The organism is Candidatus Avedoeria danica, from assembly GCA_016703025.1.
GTDB lineage: Bacteria > Chloroflexota > Anaerolineae > Epilineales > Epilineaceae > Avedoeria > Avedoeria danica.
Map to the genome: position 1 here is coordinate 1,977,650 of JADJCV010000004.1, position 18,255 is coordinate 1,995,904.

General features: G+C 72.8%; 13 protein-coding genes. 2 read left to right on the plus strand and 11 right to left on the minus strand.

The window, feature by feature from the left end:
* Positions 1-3: 3 nt before the first annotated feature.
* The 6 genes from IPG72_11140 to IPG72_11165 form a co-directional block, all read right to left on the minus strand.
* A complete protein-coding gene (locus tag IPG72_11140) occupies positions 4-699 on the minus strand; it encodes a DUF3160 domain-containing protein (GenBank protein ID MBK6769538.1) in 696 nt (231 codons plus the stop codon).
* A gap of 329 nt (positions 700-1,028) precedes the next feature.
* Complete coding sequence (locus IPG72_11145; protein MBK6769539.1) at positions 1,029-2,282, minus strand: CapA family protein; 1,254 nt, start codon at positions 2,280-2,282, stop codon at positions 1,029-1,031.
* Between the two features lie 61 nt (positions 2,283-2,343).
* Positions 2,344-2,670, minus strand: coding sequence for a GYD domain-containing protein (locus IPG72_11150; GenBank protein ID MBK6769540.1), 327 nt, complete (start codon positions 2,668-2,670; stop codon positions 2,344-2,346).
* 172 nt (positions 2,671-2,842) lie between these two features.
* A complete protein-coding gene (locus IPG72_11155; GenBank protein MBK6769541.1) occupies positions 2,843-6,001 on the minus strand; it encodes a hypothetical protein in 3,159 nt (1,052 codons plus the stop codon).
* A 287-nt stretch (positions 6,002-6,288) separates the two neighbouring features.
* On the minus strand, positions 6,289-9,231 hold the full coding sequence (gene priA / locus IPG72_11160) for a primosomal protein N' (GenBank protein ID MBK6769542.1): 2,943 nt from the start codon (positions 9,229-9,231) through the stop codon (positions 6,289-6,291).
* Positions 9,231-9,896, minus strand: a complete 666-nt coding sequence (locus tag IPG72_11165; GenBank protein ID MBK6769543.1) for a guanylate kinase — start codon at positions 9,894-9,896, stop codon at positions 9,231-9,233. The genes priA and IPG72_11165 overlap by 1 nt, the downstream gene beginning before the upstream one ends.
* 385 nt (positions 9,897-10,281) lie before the next feature.
* Here IPG72_11165 and IPG72_11170 point away from each other — a divergent pair, with 385 nt between their 5' ends.
* Positions 10,282-11,607 (plus strand): M23 family metallopeptidase, encoded by a 1,326-nt coding sequence (locus IPG72_11170; protein MBK6769544.1) that lies wholly within the window; start codon positions 10,282-10,284, stop codon positions 11,605-11,607.
* Between the two features lie 59 nt (positions 11,608-11,666).
* Positions 11,667-12,395 carry a hypothetical protein gene (locus tag IPG72_11175; protein MBK6769545.1) on the plus strand — a complete coding sequence of 243 codons (729 nt, stop codon included), beginning with the start codon at positions 11,667-11,669 and terminating at the stop codon, positions 12,393-12,395.
* 136 nt (positions 12,396-12,531) lie between these two features.
* Here the strand turns inward: IPG72_11175 and IPG72_11180 are convergent, their stop codons facing one another.
* The 5 genes from IPG72_11180 to IPG72_11200 form a co-directional block, all read right to left on the minus strand.
* The gene (locus IPG72_11180) at positions 12,532-13,200 is read right to left on the minus strand and encodes a dTMP kinase (GenBank protein ID MBK6769546.1); all 669 of its coding nucleotides are present in this window, start codon (positions 13,198-13,200) and stop codon (positions 12,532-12,534) included.
* Positions 13,197-14,843: an AAA family ATPase gene (locus tag IPG72_11185; GenBank protein MBK6769547.1), complete on the minus strand. Its 1,647-nt coding sequence runs from the start codon at positions 14,841-14,843 to the stop codon at positions 13,197-13,199. The genes IPG72_11180 and IPG72_11185 overlap by 4 nt, the downstream gene beginning before the upstream one ends.
* On the minus strand, positions 14,840-15,928 hold the full coding sequence (locus IPG72_11190) for a hypothetical protein (protein MBK6769548.1): 1,089 nt from the start codon (positions 15,926-15,928) through the stop codon (positions 14,840-14,842). Before IPG72_11190 ends, IPG72_11185 begins: the two co-directional genes overlap by 4 nt.
* Before the next feature lie 78 nt (positions 15,929-16,006).
* Complete coding sequence (locus tag IPG72_11195) at positions 16,007-16,399, minus strand: DUF1232 domain-containing protein (GenBank protein MBK6769549.1); 393 nt, start codon at positions 16,397-16,399, stop codon at positions 16,007-16,009.
* Positions 16,396-18,243 (minus strand): hypothetical protein, encoded by a 1,848-nt coding sequence (locus tag IPG72_11200; protein MBK6769550.1) that lies wholly within the window; start codon positions 18,241-18,243, stop codon positions 16,396-16,398. The genes IPG72_11195 and IPG72_11200 overlap by 4 nt, the downstream gene beginning before the upstream one ends.
* Between the last annotated feature and the right edge of the window lie 12 nt (positions 18,244-18,255).

Here is an 18,255-nt window from a genome sequence, read left to right on the forward strand (position 1 = left end):
CCGCTATCGCACGACGAACGTCTTCCACGCCTCGAGCGCCGGCGCATCGCCCCCGTCCAACCGCGCCCGCCACTGCTCGTCCGTCAGCCGGTTGCCGGACGGCTGGACGAACTCGTACTGACTGTAGATCCCGCCGCGCGTCAGCACCAACCGGCCTTCGATGGGCACGACGACATAGAGTTCCATGAAGCGGCCGGTGCCCACGGTCAGCGCCGTGTCTTCGAAGGGGGAGCCGGGGGCGCCGGTGGCGACGTCGGCGACGACGGCGGCGTCCTGTTCGTCGATGTCCAGGATGTCGCCATCGGGATCGCCGTCGGGACCGACATCGGAGGCCAGAGCGGTGAAGTACTCCAGGGTACTGCCATAAAAGGCGATCAGCCTGTACTCGTCCTCGCCGAGCGGCGTGCCGGCAAGCTCCTTCTCGCTGATCGCCTTCAGCTCGAGCGCGAGTTCCGCGAGGTAGTCGAGGGTCTCGGTCAGGCCCGGCATGCCGCTGGCGTCCGGCGCCGGCGGGGGAAGGAGACCGCGCGCGACCAGCCCGTCCCGGGTCATGGCCACGAGGGCGGCGATGCGGGCGTAGAACTCAGGCTCCGGTTCGACATAGCCCTTCGGCAGCTCAGGATCGTAGCCGGATACGGCCTCCGCCTGCTTGGCGTAGAGGTTCGTGTCGTGCTTCAGCTCCGTCCAACTGCCGAGCACGGTGTTCGCGTTCTTGCGGGCCTAGGCGTCGCTGATCATGAAGCTGGGGTAGCCGCTGTCGGCGGGCTTCGCCGCGAGGAGCGGGCGGATGGGCCGGCAGCGGGGGGATGTCGCGGGTCGACGGGGCAGTGCGGCAGGCGGTGACGGCGAGCACGAGGGCGATGGCCAAGGCGAGAGAGCGGCGGGGAGGGCGATGGCGTGCGGTCATGGGCGGTGTCCTTGGGTGGAGGCGGCGGGTGGCGGCGGGGGCGATGTTCGGTGCGGGGGCGACAGCGTGGGCGGCAAGGTATAGACGATGAGGGGGGAGGGTCCCATAGGCGGTTGGCTGATCAAGGGGAGGCTGGCTGCCCACTGGACGGACGTGTCGCCCGCCGCGCGGTGTACTGACCTTCGGGATCGTCGAGCGGCCGCATGGCATAGCCGTTCGGGCGGGATTCGATCGCCAGCGGGATCAGCCTGGCCCACCGAACGCCGCCGGAATCTACGCCGACTTCCAACGCCGCGCCGCGCCGCGTCGCTGCGTCGCCGCCTTGGTCGAACAGGGCGTTGCCGAGGGAGTAGGCGACGATCGTCGGGCGGGCGGTGGCTGGCTGGGGCGGTGCGCCGCTCAGGGGCGCATGACGGAGGGGTTCGACATCCAGTGCCCCGACGACACCCAACGCCTCGACGCCCTGCACGACGTGCGGGTGGGCGCCGACGACGAGGTCGGCGCCGGCAGCGGCCAGCGCGCGGGCGATGCGCTGCTGGCCGGCGCTCGGGCGGGCGGCGTACTCGATGCCCCAGTGCAGGACCACGGCGACGAGGTCGGCGTTGGCGTCCGCGTCGGCGTCCGCGTCGACAGCTGCGGCGCTGCCGCTGCGCGCCCGCTTCACTTCGCTCGCGGCGCGGGCGATGTCGGCCGGGACTGCGGGGTCGATGTACGCGATCGCGGCGGCGGCGCGGCTGGGCGGCGTGGTTGGGTTGAGGACGAGGGTGTAGGCGAGGAAGGCGATGCGAATGCCGCGAACGTCCTCGATCACCGGCATCTGACCGACAGCGCCGTCAACGCCGACGCCGTCCGCGCCGCCAGCCCGCAGCCCGACGGGCGCGATGCCGACGCCCGTGAGCGCGCGGCGGGTGTGCCGCAGGCCCGGCTCGCCGGCGTCCAGGCTGTGGTTGTTCGCCACCGACAGCACGTCGAAGCCCGCGCGGGCGAGCGCGCCGGCTGAGGCCGTGCTGCCGGTGAGGTTCAGCAGGCCGGGCGACGGCGGCGGAACGGCCAAGGCGCCCGGCGGCACGAGCGGCCCCTCGAGGTTGGCGACGGTGACGTCGGCTGCCGACAGCCAAGTGCGGGCGCGGTCGAAGGGGGCGTCCGCGCCGTGGGCGGTGATGGCGGCGCCGACGTAGCGGCCGAGCATGACGTCGCCGAGGAAGAGGAGGCGGGCTTCGTCCGTTCGCGGCGACGGGAACGGTGCGTCGGAGGCCGATGCTGGATTGGCGGCCGCGGCGGCAGTCGATACCGCTTGGCCTAGGGCCAGCGCGAGGCAAACGGACTGCGCGGCGATGCCGGCCGAGCGCGCGCACCGCCAGAGGGTATGGCGCATCGGTGCAAATCGGTCGGAATCTGGGTGGATACCGTTGCGGACGCCTTTTGCGAGCGACCGCTCATTCGCCCGGGGGACGATAATGAATCGTCTCGACCCGCCCCAGCGCCGCCAGTGTCTCCTCAACCGTGAGCAAGACCGTCGTCTCGATCTTCGAGAGGCCCCCGCCTCCGCCGATCGCAATCGCCACGGCTGCCATCGACACGTTGTCCGGAGCCTCCCACAGGTTATAGCCGTCGTACTCGCCGAACGCGTACCAAAAGCCGTGGAGCTTGCCTCCCACCGACTCGATGTAGGCCCGGGCCGCGTCTCGTCGGTCCTCCGGATGCTTGGCCAGTCGATCCCACGTTTCGGGGGTGTAGCTGAAGCGCGTCAGGAACATCGGCACGGTGCGGCTCCTTGGGGGACAAGGGGGCTGTGCCGCTCATTGTAGTCGCGGCGCGCCGGCAACGGTGCGCACACCGCCGCAGGCGTTGGGCTGCGGGAGCGGGATGACCTGTTCGCGGCGGCTCAGAGAGCGGCATGAGGCCGGCGTTTGGGATCGAACCCACTCGCCGTGTTCAACCGTCATCTCGCAACGCCGACGGGAAGTACAGCCGGTGCACCTTGCCCTCGTCCAGCCGCAACATCGGATGCGCCGCGCGGGCAGCAAAGTCGATCCGCAGCCAGTCGTCCGCGCGCAGGTGCGTGCCCGCCGCGCGCACGGCCGGGTCGCCCGCGACGACGAGCGGGGCGCGCCCGAACGGCGCGAACAGCGCGGCGCCGCCCCGCAGCGCGAGCGTGAGCAACCGATCCCCGTCCGGAAGCCCCGCCGGCCGTTCGGTGCGCAGCCCGAAACCGGTCGCGGGCAAGCCGGCAGCGGGCGGAGCGCCACCCCAGTCCAGATCGAGGCCCGCAGCGCTCTCGATGAACACCGGTCCGTCCATCAGACCATCGTCGCGATAGTACCGCACGTGCCACGCGGTGGGCGGCGCCGCGGCGAAGGCCACGACGCGGTTCGCCTCCCGGTCGGCGACCCACAACGTGCCGTCCTCCTGGGCCAGCGCCAGGCCGACGGGCTCGCGCAAGCGGGTGCCGGGCGCGTCGCCGCCGTCCCACGCGGCCACGAGGGTGCCGTCCGCGCCGTAGGCCTGCAGCCGGCCATGGCCGGTGTCGGCGACGATAATCGTTCCGTCCGCCGTCACGGCGACACCCGTCGGTTCGAGGAGTCCGTCCGCGGCGTCTGCGCCAATCGCGGCGGCGCCGATCGCGCCGAGCGGCACGCCATCCGCCGTGAAGTGCGCGACGCGGTCGTGGTCCGGGTCCGCCACCCAGACGCTGCCGTCCGGCGCGACGGCCAGCTGCGCCACGGCGCCCAGCGGCACTCCGTCCGGGCCGGCGGTCCACTCAACTTCGAATGTGCCGTCCCACGCAAACCGGGCGACGCGGCCGCCGTCGGCGTCCGCCACCCAGAGGTGGGCGACGCCGTCCGGGCCGGTGCCGGCAGCGATGCCGGTGGGCCGATCGAGGCTTCCCGGGCCGCTGCGGGTGGAGCGCCACGTCCGCCGCAGCGCACCGTCGGGTGCAACCTCAGCCACCGGCCCGGTTCGCCCACCTCCGATCACCAACAGCGATCCGCCGGCACGCGGCGCGATCCCGACGTGGTTGTACACCCCAGGGTTCATCTTCACGCTGGAGAGGATGTTGCCGTCGTTGTCGAGTCGGAGCATCGTATTGTTTTCGAGGGCCAACACTTCGCCGTTGTCCAGCACGAGGAGATCTTTGATGCCGAATTCGTCCCCGGCGACCTTCCCAAGCCACGGGCGGGCCGCCGTCCCGTCCGCTTCCATCACGACGACGCGGCCGCTCTGAAAGCGTGCCCTCCAGCCCGGATCCGAGACGAGGATGCGCCCTGCTGCGGTCACCGCCACGGCCGTCGGGAAGGCGAGCCCGGCGTCGGCGCCGATCGCGCCAAGCCACGCGCCGTCCGGCGTGAAGCGGCCGACGTGGTCGGCCTCACTGTCCGTGACGTACACTGTGCCGTCCGGGCCAATGCCGAGTCCGTTCGCGCGCAGGATATGCGGTGCGACGCTCCAGGCCTGCACGATGCGCCCATCCTGGCCGAAGCGTACGATGCGGCGCGCGGGCACGTCGAGCGCGACGACCGTTCCGCCGGGCGCCGGGGCGAGGTCGATCGGCTCGTTTGTCGGTAAGCCGAGGGCATTCCGCAGCGGCCGAGCCGCGAACTCGCCGGCCCCCCACTCGCCGCGCCACGCGCCGTCGGGGCCGAACGCGAAGAGCCGGCCGTTCTCGGGGTCGGCGACGAGGAATCCGTCGTCCGCCAGCTCGGCGACGGCTGAAAGCGGGCCGAAGGCGTGCGGCGCGGCGCCCGCTCGGCCCCATGTCCGGCCGGGCACGCCGTCGGCCGACAGGAACTGTATGCAGCCCTCGGCTTCGAACGCGGCCAGCAGGCCACCGTCCGGCGCGGGCGCGAGTGCCGATGCGACGCCCCGTTGCGCGCCGCCGTTGCACGGGTTCGTCGGCTGCCGGCGGCCGAGCTCGCCGCGCGGTCCGAGCCATTGCAGCGCCCCGGCGCCGGCATCGGACATGACGGCGCCGCCCGCCACCGGCGCCACGGCGACCGGATCGAAGAACGCGCCGCTCGGCCCGTCGGGCGGTGGGCTGAGGAGCGGCGGGTCGAGCGTCCACGTCGGGCCCGGCGTGCCGTCCGCGGACCATGCGAAGAGCTGCGCGTCATAGGCCACGACGATCGTCCCGTCGGGGCCGACGGCCAAAGTTTGCAGGCCCGTGCGAAGGGCTTCGACGGCGCGACCGTCGGGCAGGAAGCGGGTGATGCGCTCGCCGGCGATGTTCACATAGATGCTGTCATCCGGGCCGATCGCCAGGTCCCGCGGATTGCATTCCCAGCTGGGTTCGCAACCACCGAACGGAGCGCACGAACCGTGACACAGGTCGAACGTCCCGGGGTCCGTCGGCTTTCCATCCCCAGCGCGTCGGCCGTGCGTGGCCAGCAGCGTGCCGTCCGGATCGAAGACCTCGACGCGTGAGGCCGACGGCTCCGCCGCGACGATCCGGCCACGGCTGTCGCTTTCGAGCGCGTGGATGCCGACGGTGGTCCACGTGCGCTCGAGCGCGCCGTCCGGGCGATACACGGTGAGGTCGCCGCCGACATCGCGGCCGTCCGCGACCTTCCGGGTGCCGACGACGAACCGTCCGTCCGGCAGGACGGCCATTGCGGTGCGGTTGCTCAGGTCCGGTGCGCACGTCCCGTCCACTGCCCGGCCGCCGAGACAGACGTCCGCCACGAAGGCGCCCCAAGCCGTGAATTGCTGGACGCGGCCGTTCGCGGGATCGCCCACGAACACGTCGCCCGTCGGACCGATGTCGATGCTCGTCCGGTCGTCGCCGAACTCGCCCGGCCCGTTCCCCGGCCAGCCCCAGGCGTTGATCAGTCGGCCGTCCACGGCATAGCGCAGCACGCGCCGACTCCCGCGATCGAGCGCGTAGCGCGTGCCGTCCGGACCGACCTCGAGGTCCAGGTAGGGAGCGTTCCACCGGAAAGGCATCCGGACGGGCACATCCATCCCAACGTGGAACTGGTAGCGCAGCGGGAGCGGCGGCGCCGCGGCGGCAGGAGCGGCAGCGCCGCAGACCCACGTCAGCACGGCGGCGGCGAGAGCGATGGCGACGGATGCGGGGGCGACGACGCGGTGCGGCATGCGGATCTCCTGATTCGGATGGCAGCGTTGAGGGCGATGACGTGCATCGGAAGAGCGCGGGCGACATCGGGCCCGTACGCACTGGACACGGTTGCGCGCGACAGGGTTCCGTGACAGGGTTCCGTGACAGGCTTCGGCACAGGCTTCGGCGACAGGGTTCGGCGACAGAGCGCGGTCGAATCGACCGACAGGTGCCAGCGCGACCACGGCAGCGCGACCACGGCAGCGCGACGCCCGGACGACCGCTGCATCCCCTCGATCACAGCCCATCGATCACAGCACGTCGATCACAACACGTCGATCGCATCCACATCCACCCGCCACCCCGGCGGCGGGGGCGCCTCGGCCAGCAGCGCGTGGCCATCCGGCGAGCTGAGGACGATCTGCCAGCGGTACTTGCCGCGCTGCCGGTGGAAGAACGCCGGCGCCGGACCGCGCACCATCGTGTAGGGCAGGCCGAGGCGGGCGGCGGCGGCCTCGAGCTGGTGCGCGTATGCCCGCGCCGCCGGCTCGGCCGCGGCGTCGTTCAGGTCCGTGACCCACAGCAGGCGCCACAGCGGCCGCCACGGCGGGTAGCCGTGCTGGGCACGGAACGCGATCTCGCGGGTGTAGTAGCCGGCGAAGTCGTGCTGCGCAGCGAACGTGATCGCCGGGTGGTCGGGGTTGTACGTTTGGAAGATCACGTGGCCGCCGGCGGCCGATCGACCGGCCCGGCCCGCCACCTGCGCCAGGAGCTGGAACGCGCGCTCGCCGGCGCGGTAGTCCGGGAAGTGCAGCGCGGTGTCGGCCGAGACGACGCCGACGAGCGTGACGAGCGGCAGGTCGAGGCCCTTCGTGATCATCTGCGTGCCGATCAGCACGTCCGCCTGCCCGCTGCTGAAGCGCGCCATCAGCGCGGCGTGCGCACCGCGCGCCTCGGTCGTGTCGGCATCCCAGCGGAGCGTCCGGACGCCCGGGAAGGCGGCCAGCGTCTCGCGCTCCAGCCGCTCCGTGCCGAGGCCGACGTAGCGGATCCGGTGGCTCGTGCATGCCGGGCAGAGCATGGGCGGCGGCTCGGTGTGGCCGCATGCGTGGCACACCAGCCGCGCCGTCGCCCGGCCCGGACGGGCCGCATCGAGCCCGGCCACGTGCTGCGTGAGCGGCGCATCGCAGCGCGGGCAGACCTGGACGTGGCCGCAGTCCCGGCACTGGACGAACGTCGCGCTGCCCCGCCGGTTCAGGAACAGGATCGCCTGCTCGCCGGCCACGAGCGCGTGTTGCAGCGCCGCCAGCAGCGGCCGGCTGAAGATGGACGTGTTTCCGGCCCGCAGCTCGGCCCGCATATCGACGATGCGGACCGGCGGCAGATCGCCGTGGCCCGGCGCCGTCATCGCCGCCCCGCCGTCCAACGCGGCCCGCGGGTCCGCCGTCCTCACGCGCCGCGGCAGCTCGATCAGCGTCCAGACCCCGCGCCGGGCGTGCCAGTACGACGTCACGGCCGGCGTCGCGCTGCCGAGCACGACGGCCGCGCCGACCCGGCGGGCGCGCTCGATCGCGACGTCGCGCGCGTGGTAGCGCGGCGTGCGGTCCTGCTTGTACGCGTCGGCGTGCTCTTCGTCGACGATCATCAGGCCAAGGCGCGGCAGCGGGCTGAACACGGCGGATCGCGAGCCGACGACGACGGTGACCGCGCCGGAGCGGGCGCGCTGCCACGCTTCGCGGCGCTCGGCGGGCGACATCTCGGAGTGCCAGAGTCCGACCTTGCCCGGGAAGCGGGCTTCGAATCGATCCACCATCTGCGGCGTGAGCGCGATCTCCGGCACGAGGACGATCGCCTGCCGGCCGCGTGCGGCCACGTGCGCGATCGCCCGCAGGTAGAGCTCGGTCTTCCCGCTGCCGGTCACGCCGTGGAGGAGGGCCACGGGCGGATCGACGGGCGGTCCGCCGGCGTCCGGGCCGTCGGCGCCGTCCAGCAGCGGCACCAGCTGTGCCCAGGCGCGCGTCTGGTCGGCCGTCATCGGCGGAACGGCCTCACCGCGCCCGTCTCCGTCGCCCGCACTCGACACGCCCAACGATGCGCCCAACGATGCGGGCGGCAATCCCGCGGATGCCTCCGCCCGCACGACCGCGATCAGGCCGGCCCGTTCGAGCGCCGCCAGCGTCGCCGCCGTGGCCGCCGTCCGGCGGACGACGTCGGCCGTCGGCGCGGCGCCGCCCGATGCGGCCAGGTACTCCATGGCCTCGACGTGCGCCGTCACCCGCCGCAGCGCATGCTCGGCGGCGCGGGCGCGGGCGCCGTGGACCTGCAACACCACGACGTCCACCGCGTGCACGCTGTCCACCTTGTCCACCGACTCCGCCGACTCCACCGACTTCGCCGACTTCGCCGCGTCCGCCGACTTCGCCGCGTCCGCCACGTTCACCTCGCCTGCCGGCGCGACGAGCACGAGGCCGTCCGCCGCCAGCCGGGCGAGCGTACGCGCACCGCCGCCCGGCGCGGCACCGCCCGTCGCCGCGGCAAGCTCGGCCGCCGTCGGCAGCACGACTTCCGGCCGGCGCAGCCACGCCAGCGCGTCCGCCGCGGCGTGCGGGCGGACCTTGGCGAGGGCGGCGTCCACGGCCGCCCCGTCGGCGACGAGGCGGCGGGCGAAAGCGGTCGTCCGGGCGCGCGGCGCGAGGTCCGGATCGTCCAGCGGCTCGATCAGCCCGGCGGCCAGCGCGGCGGCCAGCGCGGCGGCGAACTTGCGCGGGCCGACGGCCTTGCGGAGGGTGGACTCCGTCCGGCGGCGCTGCCGACCGAACGCGCCGACGAGGGCGAGGACGTCCGCATCCGATCCGAACGCAGCCACCGGCGCATCCGTGCGGCGGTAGCGGCGCGGGGCGGCGGTGTCCGTGCCGGGCGGCAGGAAGGGCTGGAGGCAGCTGAAAAGGGGCGCTCGGTAGTGCTTGGCGACCCACCGCGCCAGCGCGACGCTTTCGGGCGTCAGCCACGGGTCCCCGTCCACGACGGCCTCGATGTCGCGGACGCGGCCGAGGTCCGTGCGCGCGGCCAGGCCGACGACGATGCCGATGAGGCGCTGGCGGCCGAACGGCACGCGGACGCCGCTGCCGATGTGAACGGCGTCGGCGAGCGGGCCGGGGATGGCGTACGTGAAGGCGTCGGGAGACGGCGCATCCGGCGCGGCCGGGCGCGGTCGGCCGAGGTCGGTCGGAAGGGCGACGGCGACCTCGGCGAACGGCCAGCCGCCCATCACAAGACGATGGGCGCCCCGCGTGCGACGCGGGCGACACGGTGCTTCTCGGCGCGGATGATCGCGGTGATCGTGTCGACGGTCACGTTCAGCTGGTCGCGCCGATTCACGACGACGTAATCGAAGTCGACGGCCAGGCGCATCTCTTCGCGGGCTGTGGCGATCCGGATCTTCAGCAGGTCGGCCGGCTCGCTCTTGCGCTCGCGCAGCCGCCGCTCGAGCTCGGCCACGCTCTCGGCGACCATGAAGATCAGGATGGCGTCAGGCACCAGCTTGCGGATCGTCCGCGCGCCCTGCACGTCGATCCGCAGCACGACGTCCTGGCCGCTGGCGAGGGCTGCGCGGACCTGCTGCTTCGGGATGCCTTTGTAATCGCCGTAGACGAGCGCGTATTCCAGCAGCTCGCCCTGGTCGATCATCTCGGCGAACGCCGCAACGTTGATGAAATGGTAGTCCGCGCCGTCGATCTCGGTCGTCCGCCGCGGCCGCGTCGTGGCCGTCACGACGAAGTGGAACGGGAAGCCGATCGACTTCATCGCCTTGAGCGCCTCGTCCTTGCCGACGCCCGAGGGGCCGGAGATGACGATCAGCAGCGGCGGCGGGTCCTGGAACCGTTCGACGAACTCGTCGCGCGCGTCGATCGCAGCGTCGTCGGCGCTGAACATCGACGTGACGCCATCGGCACGCGTAATGCCGTCGATGGCGCGATCGATTTCGGGGGGAGCGGGCGCTTGGGGATCAGCATCCAACGATCAAGCGATCCTTGCCGGCGGTCGGGTGAAGCCGTGATTGTTCCAGAGCGGGTCGGTCGTGTCCAGCGCGCGTCGCGGCCGAGCATGGCGCGCCGTGCGACGACTGCGCAACGCCCGTCCGGTACCCTCCCCGGCGCCCCCCCGATCACCGCGGCCCGTCGCCCCCAATCGACGGCCGCTCTCGTTCAGGAGAATTCCAATGGTGTCGATCGGGTCATACGCGTCGTCCTCTCCGCCGAAAACGCGGCGTCGCGGCGCGGCTGGCAGGCGTTGGGCGCTCACGTGTTGGGTCGTGGGCGTGGTGTGGCTGGTCGCCGTCGGCCGGGCCGAGGCGCAGAGCGACCATCCGGCGCCGGACTGGGACCCGCCCTACTGCAGCGAGCAGCCTCGGATCACGGCGGTGTACGACAACGATGTCCCGTTGTACGGCCGAAACGGCCGGACGGTCCTGTTCAGCGGCCGCGACGTCCAGCCGTGCGGCCTGCAGTACGACGGGCACAGCGGCTGGGACTATGCCCGCAGCGGCGGCCGCCAGGCGTGCGGCGGCGGCGAGCGCCCTGCCTTCGCGTCGAGCATCGTGCTGGCAAGCGCGTCCGGCACGGTTCGCCGCTCTCGCTGGTTTGCCGAGCGGCACGACGGCAACGCGGCCGGCTACGGCCTCCACCTCGACGTGCATGCCGCGGACGGCGGCCACGGCGAGCTGTCCCACCTGTACGGCCATCTGGCGACGGTGTTCGTCGAGGAGGGCGCGGCGGTGGAGAAGGGACAGCCGATCGGGGCCGTCGGCACGACCGGCAACAGCACCGGGCCGCACCTCCACTTCCAGGGGGCCAAGGGCGGGCGCGGCGATGTCAGCGACCAGACGTTCGACGTCTTCGGCTGGAACGCCCGCTTCGACTCGGGGTACCGCTACCCGGGGGTTCCGCAGCCCCACCGCGGCAACGGCTGGCCGATGCGCGTCTACGTGCCGAGCGCCGCCGGCCCGCCGTGCCCCGCCTCGTGCGACGAGCGGGTCGTGGAGGAGGACGATCCGGCCGTAAGGCGCGGCTGCGCAGCCGGTGATACGCCCGCCGACTGCCCGTTCTGGTTCCGCGACCCGCGCGGCCGGGGCGGCGGCCACTTCTGGACCCACCCGAACGGCTCGAGCAAGGACTACTGGATCCGCTACCGATGCCCCGGCTGTGCGCCGGGCGCGTACCTGGTCGAGGCGTTCGTGCCGTTCGGCGCCGACATCTCGAACACGCACATCGCCCGCTGGGAGGTCGGCGACCGGGTCTCGGTCATGGACCAGCACCAGGAGGGCGATCGGTGGCAGCCGGTCGGCATCTTCGCCTTCGACGGCGAGCCGGTCGTCGAGCTGAACGACCGCACGGATCGCTACGACTATGTCGCGCCGGCGGACATGCGGATCGGCGCGGATGCGGTGCGGTTTCGCCGGGTCGGCTGCGGCGGGGGCGGGGGCGGCGGCTTCAGCGGCGGGTCGGGCGACGGTGGGACGTCGACGCCGATGACGACGGCGAGCCCCGCGTCGACGAAGTCCGCCACCCCGAATGTGCCGACCACCCCGACCGCTTACGATGCGCGCACGACGACCCCGTCGATCGCCACCGGGGAGCCGCACTGATGGGCGGCACCGTCGCAACCCCACAGCCTCGCTGCACCCCACGAAAGGAACACATCACCATGGTCCGCCAGATCGTCGCCCCGCTGATCGTCGTCGCCGCCGCATCCGTGCTGGCGGCCGCGTGTCAGCCGATGCCGCCGGCGTTGTCGCTGCGGCCACCGTCCGCCCAAGGTTATCCGCAACCCGGCACGTCGACGCCCCCGCCCGGCTCCACCGCGACGCCGACCGCCGACGCCGACGGCTTCCTGCCGCCGCCCGACGAGCCGTCCGGCCAGCTGGTGCGCCTCGCCGACAGCCCGTACGCCGACGTGCTCGTCGGGCTCCAGGAAGCGATCGATGGCGGCGACAGCGCCTGGTTCGGTGCGCGCGCGCCGGACGGCCGCCGGGTGCACGTGTTCGGCGTCGGCCAAATGGACAGCGAAGGCGGCACGAGCGCGAACGGCGAGGCGATCGGCGCGCTGGCCGACGCGTTCTTCCAGGCCGGCGCGCGGCCGCGCATCCAGGCGTACTTCGAGGGCGTCGGCGAGACGACGGTGTGCCTGTACGTGCTGACCCATGCCTGGCAGGGCGCCGTGCCGTACCCCGGCGTCGATGACATCGGCAGCGCCGAGCCCGTCGGTGGGCAGCCGCCGGCGACGGTGCCGCTCGACGGAGCCGCGCTCCACATCTGCCGCGACCAGCTGGGCGAATGGCTGCTGCGCGATTGGATCCACGGCGGCTACCACGAGACGATCGAACGGTTGGGCGCATTCGCACCGCCCTGGCCGTTGTACGTCGTTCGGCCGTAAGCGCGAGCGGGACGCGGGCGTCGCCGCAGGTGCGGCCGGGTCGCCGGGTTGCACCTGCGGCGAATGCCAAACCCCGTCTTGGCGCCGGCGAAAGCAGGTGCGTGGTGGTTGCACAGCGCCTCCCTCGGCGACGGCCTCAGCCGTTGATCACGCTGCGCACCACCCCCCACGCCGCCTCGACCACGTCGTCCACCGCACGCCCCGCATCGACGATCCGCCATCGGCCCGGCTCCGCCGCCGCCAGCGCCCGGTAGCCCGCCGCCACCCGCTCGTGGAACACGACGCTCTCGGCGTCCAGCCGCGTGATCGCCCCGCCCTCCGCGTGCCTGCGGCGCAGGCCCTCTTGGACATCAAGATCGAACAGGAGCGTGAGGTCAGGCGCGAGGCCGCCGGTCGCGAAGGCGTTCATCGCCCGCAGATCGTCTTTGTCCAAGCCGCGGCCGAAGCCCTGGTAGGCCAGCGTCGAGTCCGTGTAGCGATCGCACAGCACGACGCATCCGTTCGCCAACGCCGGGCGGATGATCTGCGCCACGAGTTCGGCGCGCGCGGCGCCGAACAGGAGCGCTTCGGCTGTCGGCTGAAGGCCGCCCGAATCGCGGTCGAGCAGGACGGCGCGCACGCGTTCTCCGGCGCGCGTGCCGCCCGGCTCGCGCGTCTCGACGACGGCGCGCCCGCCTTCCCGCAGGCGCTGCGCGACGACACGCATCACCGTGGTCTTGCCGGCACCCTCCGGTCCTTCGAACGTGATGAACCGGCCTGCTGACCCGCGGTCGCCGCCGCTGTTCGCTTCATCGGCGTCGCTCATCCCTCGACGCGCGAGATCCGCACCCGGCGGTGCGGGTCCTTGCCGCGCGAAAGACTGGCCAGGTTCGCCTCGCGGGCCAGGTCGTGCTGCTGACGGCGGATGAAAGCGTTCGCCGGCGCCAAGTCGATGAACTCCCGCCGGCCGGTGCGGATCACGTGAATCGCATCGTACGTCTCGCGCAGGGCGGCCTCGTCCGGGTCGGCGACGGGTTGCAGGCCGTACAGCTCGGCCAGCACCTGTTCGATCTGGCCGAACGTGTTCGAGCGCAGCACGTACGTCGGAACACCCTGCACCTCGGCGTCGCTGATGACGACGGGCCGCTTGCGGTAGTAGCTCTTCAGCGTGATCAGCGCATCGGCCTCGGACAGCTCGTCGACGAGCGCCATCGGCACCCCTAGCGTCTTCGCGCTCTGGCGGAGACGGCTCTGGCTCACGCCGTACGCGAAGACGCGCCGCAGTTGCACGGGGGCCGGATCGGTCGACGGCGCGCCCTGGGCGGTTCGAAGGGCCTCGGCCTCGCGCGCGAGCGGGTCGCGCACGGCGCGGCCCGTGCGCCCGTCGCGCGTCCAGCCGGCGCCGTCGGGGCTTGGCCGGCCGGAGAGCGCGCCGCGCAGGGCAGCGCGCTGCTCAACCGGTGGCGGCAGCGGCGTGCCGGCCTCGACGACCGTCTGCCCTTCATCGTCCAGATAGCGCAGCTCGGGCGCCAGCACCCGGCCGCGCAGGAGGGCATCGACGGCCGAGGCGACGTTCGGGTGGACCGTAACGCGGTGCCAGTCCTGGATCTCGAGCGCGACGTCGAACGTCGGGGGCGCACGGCGCTCGAGGACGCTCTTCTGCGTCCCGCGGCGGCGCGCCTCCTCGTCGGACAGCGTGACGCTCTCGATGCCGCCGACCAAGTCGGAGAGCGTCGGATTCATGATCAGGTTCTCGAGCGTGTTGCCGTGCGCCGTGCCGATCAGCTGAACGCCGCGTTCGGCGATCGTGCGCGCCGCCTGCGCCTCGAGCTCGCGGCCGATCTCGTCGATGACGACGGCCTCGGGGTTGTGGTTCTCGACGGCCTCGATCATCACCTCGTGCTGCAGCGCCGGCTCGGGCACCTGCATCCGCCGCGCCCGCCCGATCGCCGCATGCGGGATGTCCCCGTCGCCCGCGATCTCGTTCGAGGTGTCGACGATGACGACCCGCTTCTGCTGCGCCAGGATCCGCGCCGCCTCGCGCAACAGCGTCGTCTTGCCGACGCCCGGCCGCCCGACGATCAGCACGCTCTGCCCGCTCTCGATCACGTCGCGGACGATCTCGGCCGACCCGGCCACCGCCCGCCCGGCGCGCAGCGTGAGGCCGATCACGTCGCCGCGGCGGTTGCGGAGCGCCGATATCCGGTGGAGCGTGCGGGCGATGCCTGCGCGGTTGTCGCCGCCGAAATCGCCGATCCGCGCGACGACGTGCGCCAGATCGTCCGCGCCGATCTCGTATTCCTCGAACACCTTGAAGCCGGAATGGGACCGGACCTCGGGGTTGCGCCCGAGGTCCATCACGATCTCGACGATGTCGTCGGCCTCGTTGAACGCCCGCACCGCCTCCCGGAGGCGCGCGGGCAGAAGGTCGATCAGCAGTGCGACCTCGCTAGCGGATTGATCGATCACGTTCCCTCCTCGGGAAGCGAATGGGCCCGCTCGCGCGCCCGCGAGGCGCGCGGCTGGGCATGGGTGACTGCACCGGACGATGCCTGCGGCACCGCCCGCTTCGACGCGCGCCAGCTCGGCGCGATGCGCTGCAGGCCGGTCTGCCGGACGCAGCGCTGCCGCCGGACGACGGGCACGAAGCCCGCGGCCGCTGCCGCCGCGCCGAGCGCCGGCTCGCGGTCGCCGACAGCCGTCCAGACCGCGCCGCCGGGCCGGAGCCGCCCCGCCTCGCCGAGCGCGAGCGCAAACAGCGCTCCGACATCGACCGCTTCGGGCGATCCCGCGACGTTCAGCCAGACGGCATCGCGCCCCACGACCATGCGGACCGCGCCGACCAGCCGCCCGCCGCCGTCCGTCACGACGCGCCACCGCTCGCGACGGGGCCCCGCCGACGCCGGCATGTCGGCCCACCGCGACCACGCCGACTCGTGTGACCGGGCCGCCTCCGGCTGCCCGGCGACAAGCAGGGCATGCAGGGCGGGGCGATCGGCCGCGGCGTAGCGACGGACGTTCTCGAGGCGACCGTCGCCAGCGAACGATGTACCCTCCGCAGCGACACGCATCGAACTCCCGACGGACCCCGCCGCGACGAACGGCGCCGCCATTTGGCACACCGTATCCGCCTCGAAAGGCGCGAACCCGGCCTGCTGCAGCACCTGCCCGGCCAGCGCATCATCGAGGGTACTGGCCGCGAACAGCCGGGCGACGCCCGCTTGCCCGAGCGCCACGCACGCGTCGCCCAACAGGCGCTGCCACGTGTGCGCCGCACCGCTGATCACGTGCAGCCCCGGCGCGATGAACGTGACGTCGGCTTCCGGCGAGCGCCCGCGCCGCCGCGCCTGCAGGAACCCGCTCGGCGCGCCGACGGCCGGCCTGTCGGAGACCAACGTCCACCGGTCCGCCCCCGGCCAGCGCAGCCAGCCCGCAATCGCCGGCGCCACCCGTGCCCGACGGGTAAGAACCGTCGATGCGACATCCAAGGATGTGCCGTGCGCCTGCAGTTGGATGACCCGCCCCACGTCCCTCGGGTTGAACGTCCGTGTCACAGGGCCATTATAGCCCGCGGCGACGGCGCGTGTCGGTGTTAGGGGAGCGGGCCCCGGACGGGTCGGCCGCACCGATCGCTACTTCGGCACCGGTCGGTACGGCACCTCGATCGTCGGACCCGAGACCTCGTCGTCCGTCGCGCCCGTGCCGCCGAGCGGGGCGTGTCGCTCGTCCGCGTACGGCCCAGCCAGGTGGTTGAACGCCTTCAACGCCAGCAGCACCACGAAGAAGTCATCGACGAGGCCGAACGGGCCGATGATCGCTTCGGGCAGCACGTCGATCGGCGACAGCACGTACAGCGCGGTGAGCACCGGGATCGCTTTCTGCCACCCGGGCACCCGCCCGTCGCGCAGCAGGCGCCACGCACGGCGGCCTTGATCGGCGAGCTCGGCCAGACGATGCGGCCGCACTTCTGCGCCGCTGTCCTTGATGCGGCTTGTCGGGTCGCCGCTGTTCGGGTTGGGGTTCATGGTGCGCTCCTCGATCGGGCGGGTCCGGCCTGCGTCGCGGTCGGCGGGACGGGCGAAGGCGTCGCCGGCGTGGGGGATGGTGTTGCGGCGGCGGTCGAAGTCCCGGCCGGCGGCGAGCCATTCGGCGTCCCGGCCGTGGGCAGAGGGGCATTCTCGACGGCGGTCGGCGTGGCGGTGGGCGGCAAGTAGGACTCGAGCGGCGGCGGCGGCGAGGCGTCGGCCGGCGGCTCCGTCAGGCTGACGCCGGCAAACGCGTCGTAGCCCATCGCACCGGGCAGGTAGCCCTGCACGCGGCTGCCGACGGCCACGATCGGGCGCGCGTTTGCCAGGAAGATCCGCGGCATGTCGGCGGCGACGAGCGCCGCAGCGCTCTCGTACAGCGTGCGGCGGCGGTCCGTCTGAGCGGTCGTCCGCTGGGCCTCGAGCAGGAGCTTGAACAGGTCGTCGTTCTCGTAGTGGCCCTCGGTGTTCGTGTTCGCCGGTCCGAAGTGCCAGTACCACATGCTGTCGGGGTCCGAGGTCTGTGCCTCCCAGCCGATCAGCCAGGCGCGGTACGCCCGGTCGCGGTTGTCGAGGAGTCGGCGGGCGCTGATCGGGTTCACGCTCGCGTCGATCCCGATGGCCTTCAGCATCTCGACGATCGCCCCGGCCGTGCCGAGCGGATCCGGCAGGTAGGGCCGTGGCTGGTCCGGTACCCAGATCCGCAGCGGAAAGCCCTCGGCCAAATCGGCCTCCGCCAGCAGCGCCTTGGCGCGCTCGACGTCCGGCGCCGGCGGCCGGAGGTTGTCGTCATGCCCGAGGAATCCGGGCGGGAGGAGCTGGTTGCTCGGTATCGCCTGGCTGCCGAAGTGGGCGCTCGCCAGCGCGGTGCGGTCGACGGTCAGGTGGATCGCCTCGCGCACGCGCTTGTCGGACAGCGGGCTGGCCGACGTGTCGAGCATCAGCCACGCGTTCGAGCGCGAAGGGCGCGGCACGATGCGCAGGCTTGGCGCCGCCAGCGTGCCCGTGGTGGCCATCGTCGGCGTGAAGCCGGCGCCCGCGACGACGCCCGCGGCGACGGCCTCGGCGCGCCGACCCGCATCCGGGATCGCAGCGAAGACGACGTTCGGCGTCTTGGGCGCGGCGCCCCAGTAGCGGGCGTTCGCCTCGAGCCGAACAACACCGCTGGCCTTGTCCCACGATGCCACGTGATACGGCCCGCTGCCGACCGGCAGGTGTGCGCCATCCGCGCCGTACGCCTCGACCGCCGCCGTGACCGCACGCGGGCTGGCGATGCCGAAAGCCGGATTCGCCAAGTGCTGAACGAACGGCGCGAACGGCTGGCGCAGCGTGATCCGCAACGTGAGCGCGTCCAGCGCTTCGACCTTCTCGACGATGCCCTTGTCGTCATGCGTCCCGAACAGGGAGAGCCACTGCAGGAAGCGGCCCTTGTGCTGTGGGTGCTCCGGCAGCAGCCAGCGCTCGAAGTTCCACTTGACGGCCGGGGCGTCCAGCGCCGTTCCGTCCTGGAACAGCACGCCCTTGCGCAACGTGAACGTGTACGTCTTGCCGCTGACGTCCGCGTCCCAGTTCTCGGCCAGATCGCCCACGATCTCGAGGCTGTCGGCGTTGTAGCGAAACAGGCCGTCATTCACTTGGTTGGCCACCTGGAGCGCGGCCAGGTCCGTGCCGGCCCGCGCCGCATCGAGCGTCGTCGGTGCGGACTCGAGCGCCCAGACCAGCGCCCGCGGGTCCGCCGTGGCGGCCGGCGCGGGCGGAGGCGGACCGAGCGGCGTCGGCTGGCCGGTGCAGGCGGCGAGGGCCGCGGCGCCGGCCAAGCCGATGCCGACGGCGATGCACCGCATGCCATGTACGAA

Bases quoted from the DNA above. Each gene is read 5' to 3' on its own strand.
- IPG72_11165 (MBK6769543.1), bottom strand. From the start codon at position 9,896: ATGTTCAGCGCCGACGACGCTGCGATCGACGCGCGCGACGAGTTCGTC.
- IPG72_11200 (MBK6769550.1), bottom strand. From the start codon at position 18,243: ATGCGGTGCATCGCCGTCGGCATCGGCTTGGCCGGCGCCGCGGCCCTC.
- IPG72_11145 (MBK6769539.1), bottom strand. From the start codon at position 2,282: ATGCGCCATACCCTCTGGCGGTGCGCGCGCTCGGCCGGCATCGCCGCG.
- IPG72_11175 (MBK6769545.1), top strand. From the start codon at position 11,667: ATGGTCCGCCAGATCGTCGCCCCGCTGATCGTCGTCGCCGCCGCATCC.
- IPG72_11155 (MBK6769541.1), bottom strand. From the start codon at position 6,001: ATGCCGCACCGCGTCGTCGCCCCCGCATCCGTCGCCATCGCTCTCGCC.
- IPG72_11195 (MBK6769549.1), bottom strand. From the start codon at position 16,399: ATGAACCCCAACCCGAACAGCGGCGACCCGACAAGCCGCATCAAGGAC.
- IPG72_11180 (MBK6769546.1), bottom strand. From the start codon at position 13,200: ATGAGCGACGCCGATGAAGCGAACAGCGGCGGCGACCGCGGGTCAGCA.
- priA (MBK6769542.1), bottom strand. From the start codon at position 9,231: ATGGGCGGCTGGCCGTTCGCCGAGGTCGCCGTCGCCCTTCCGACCGAC.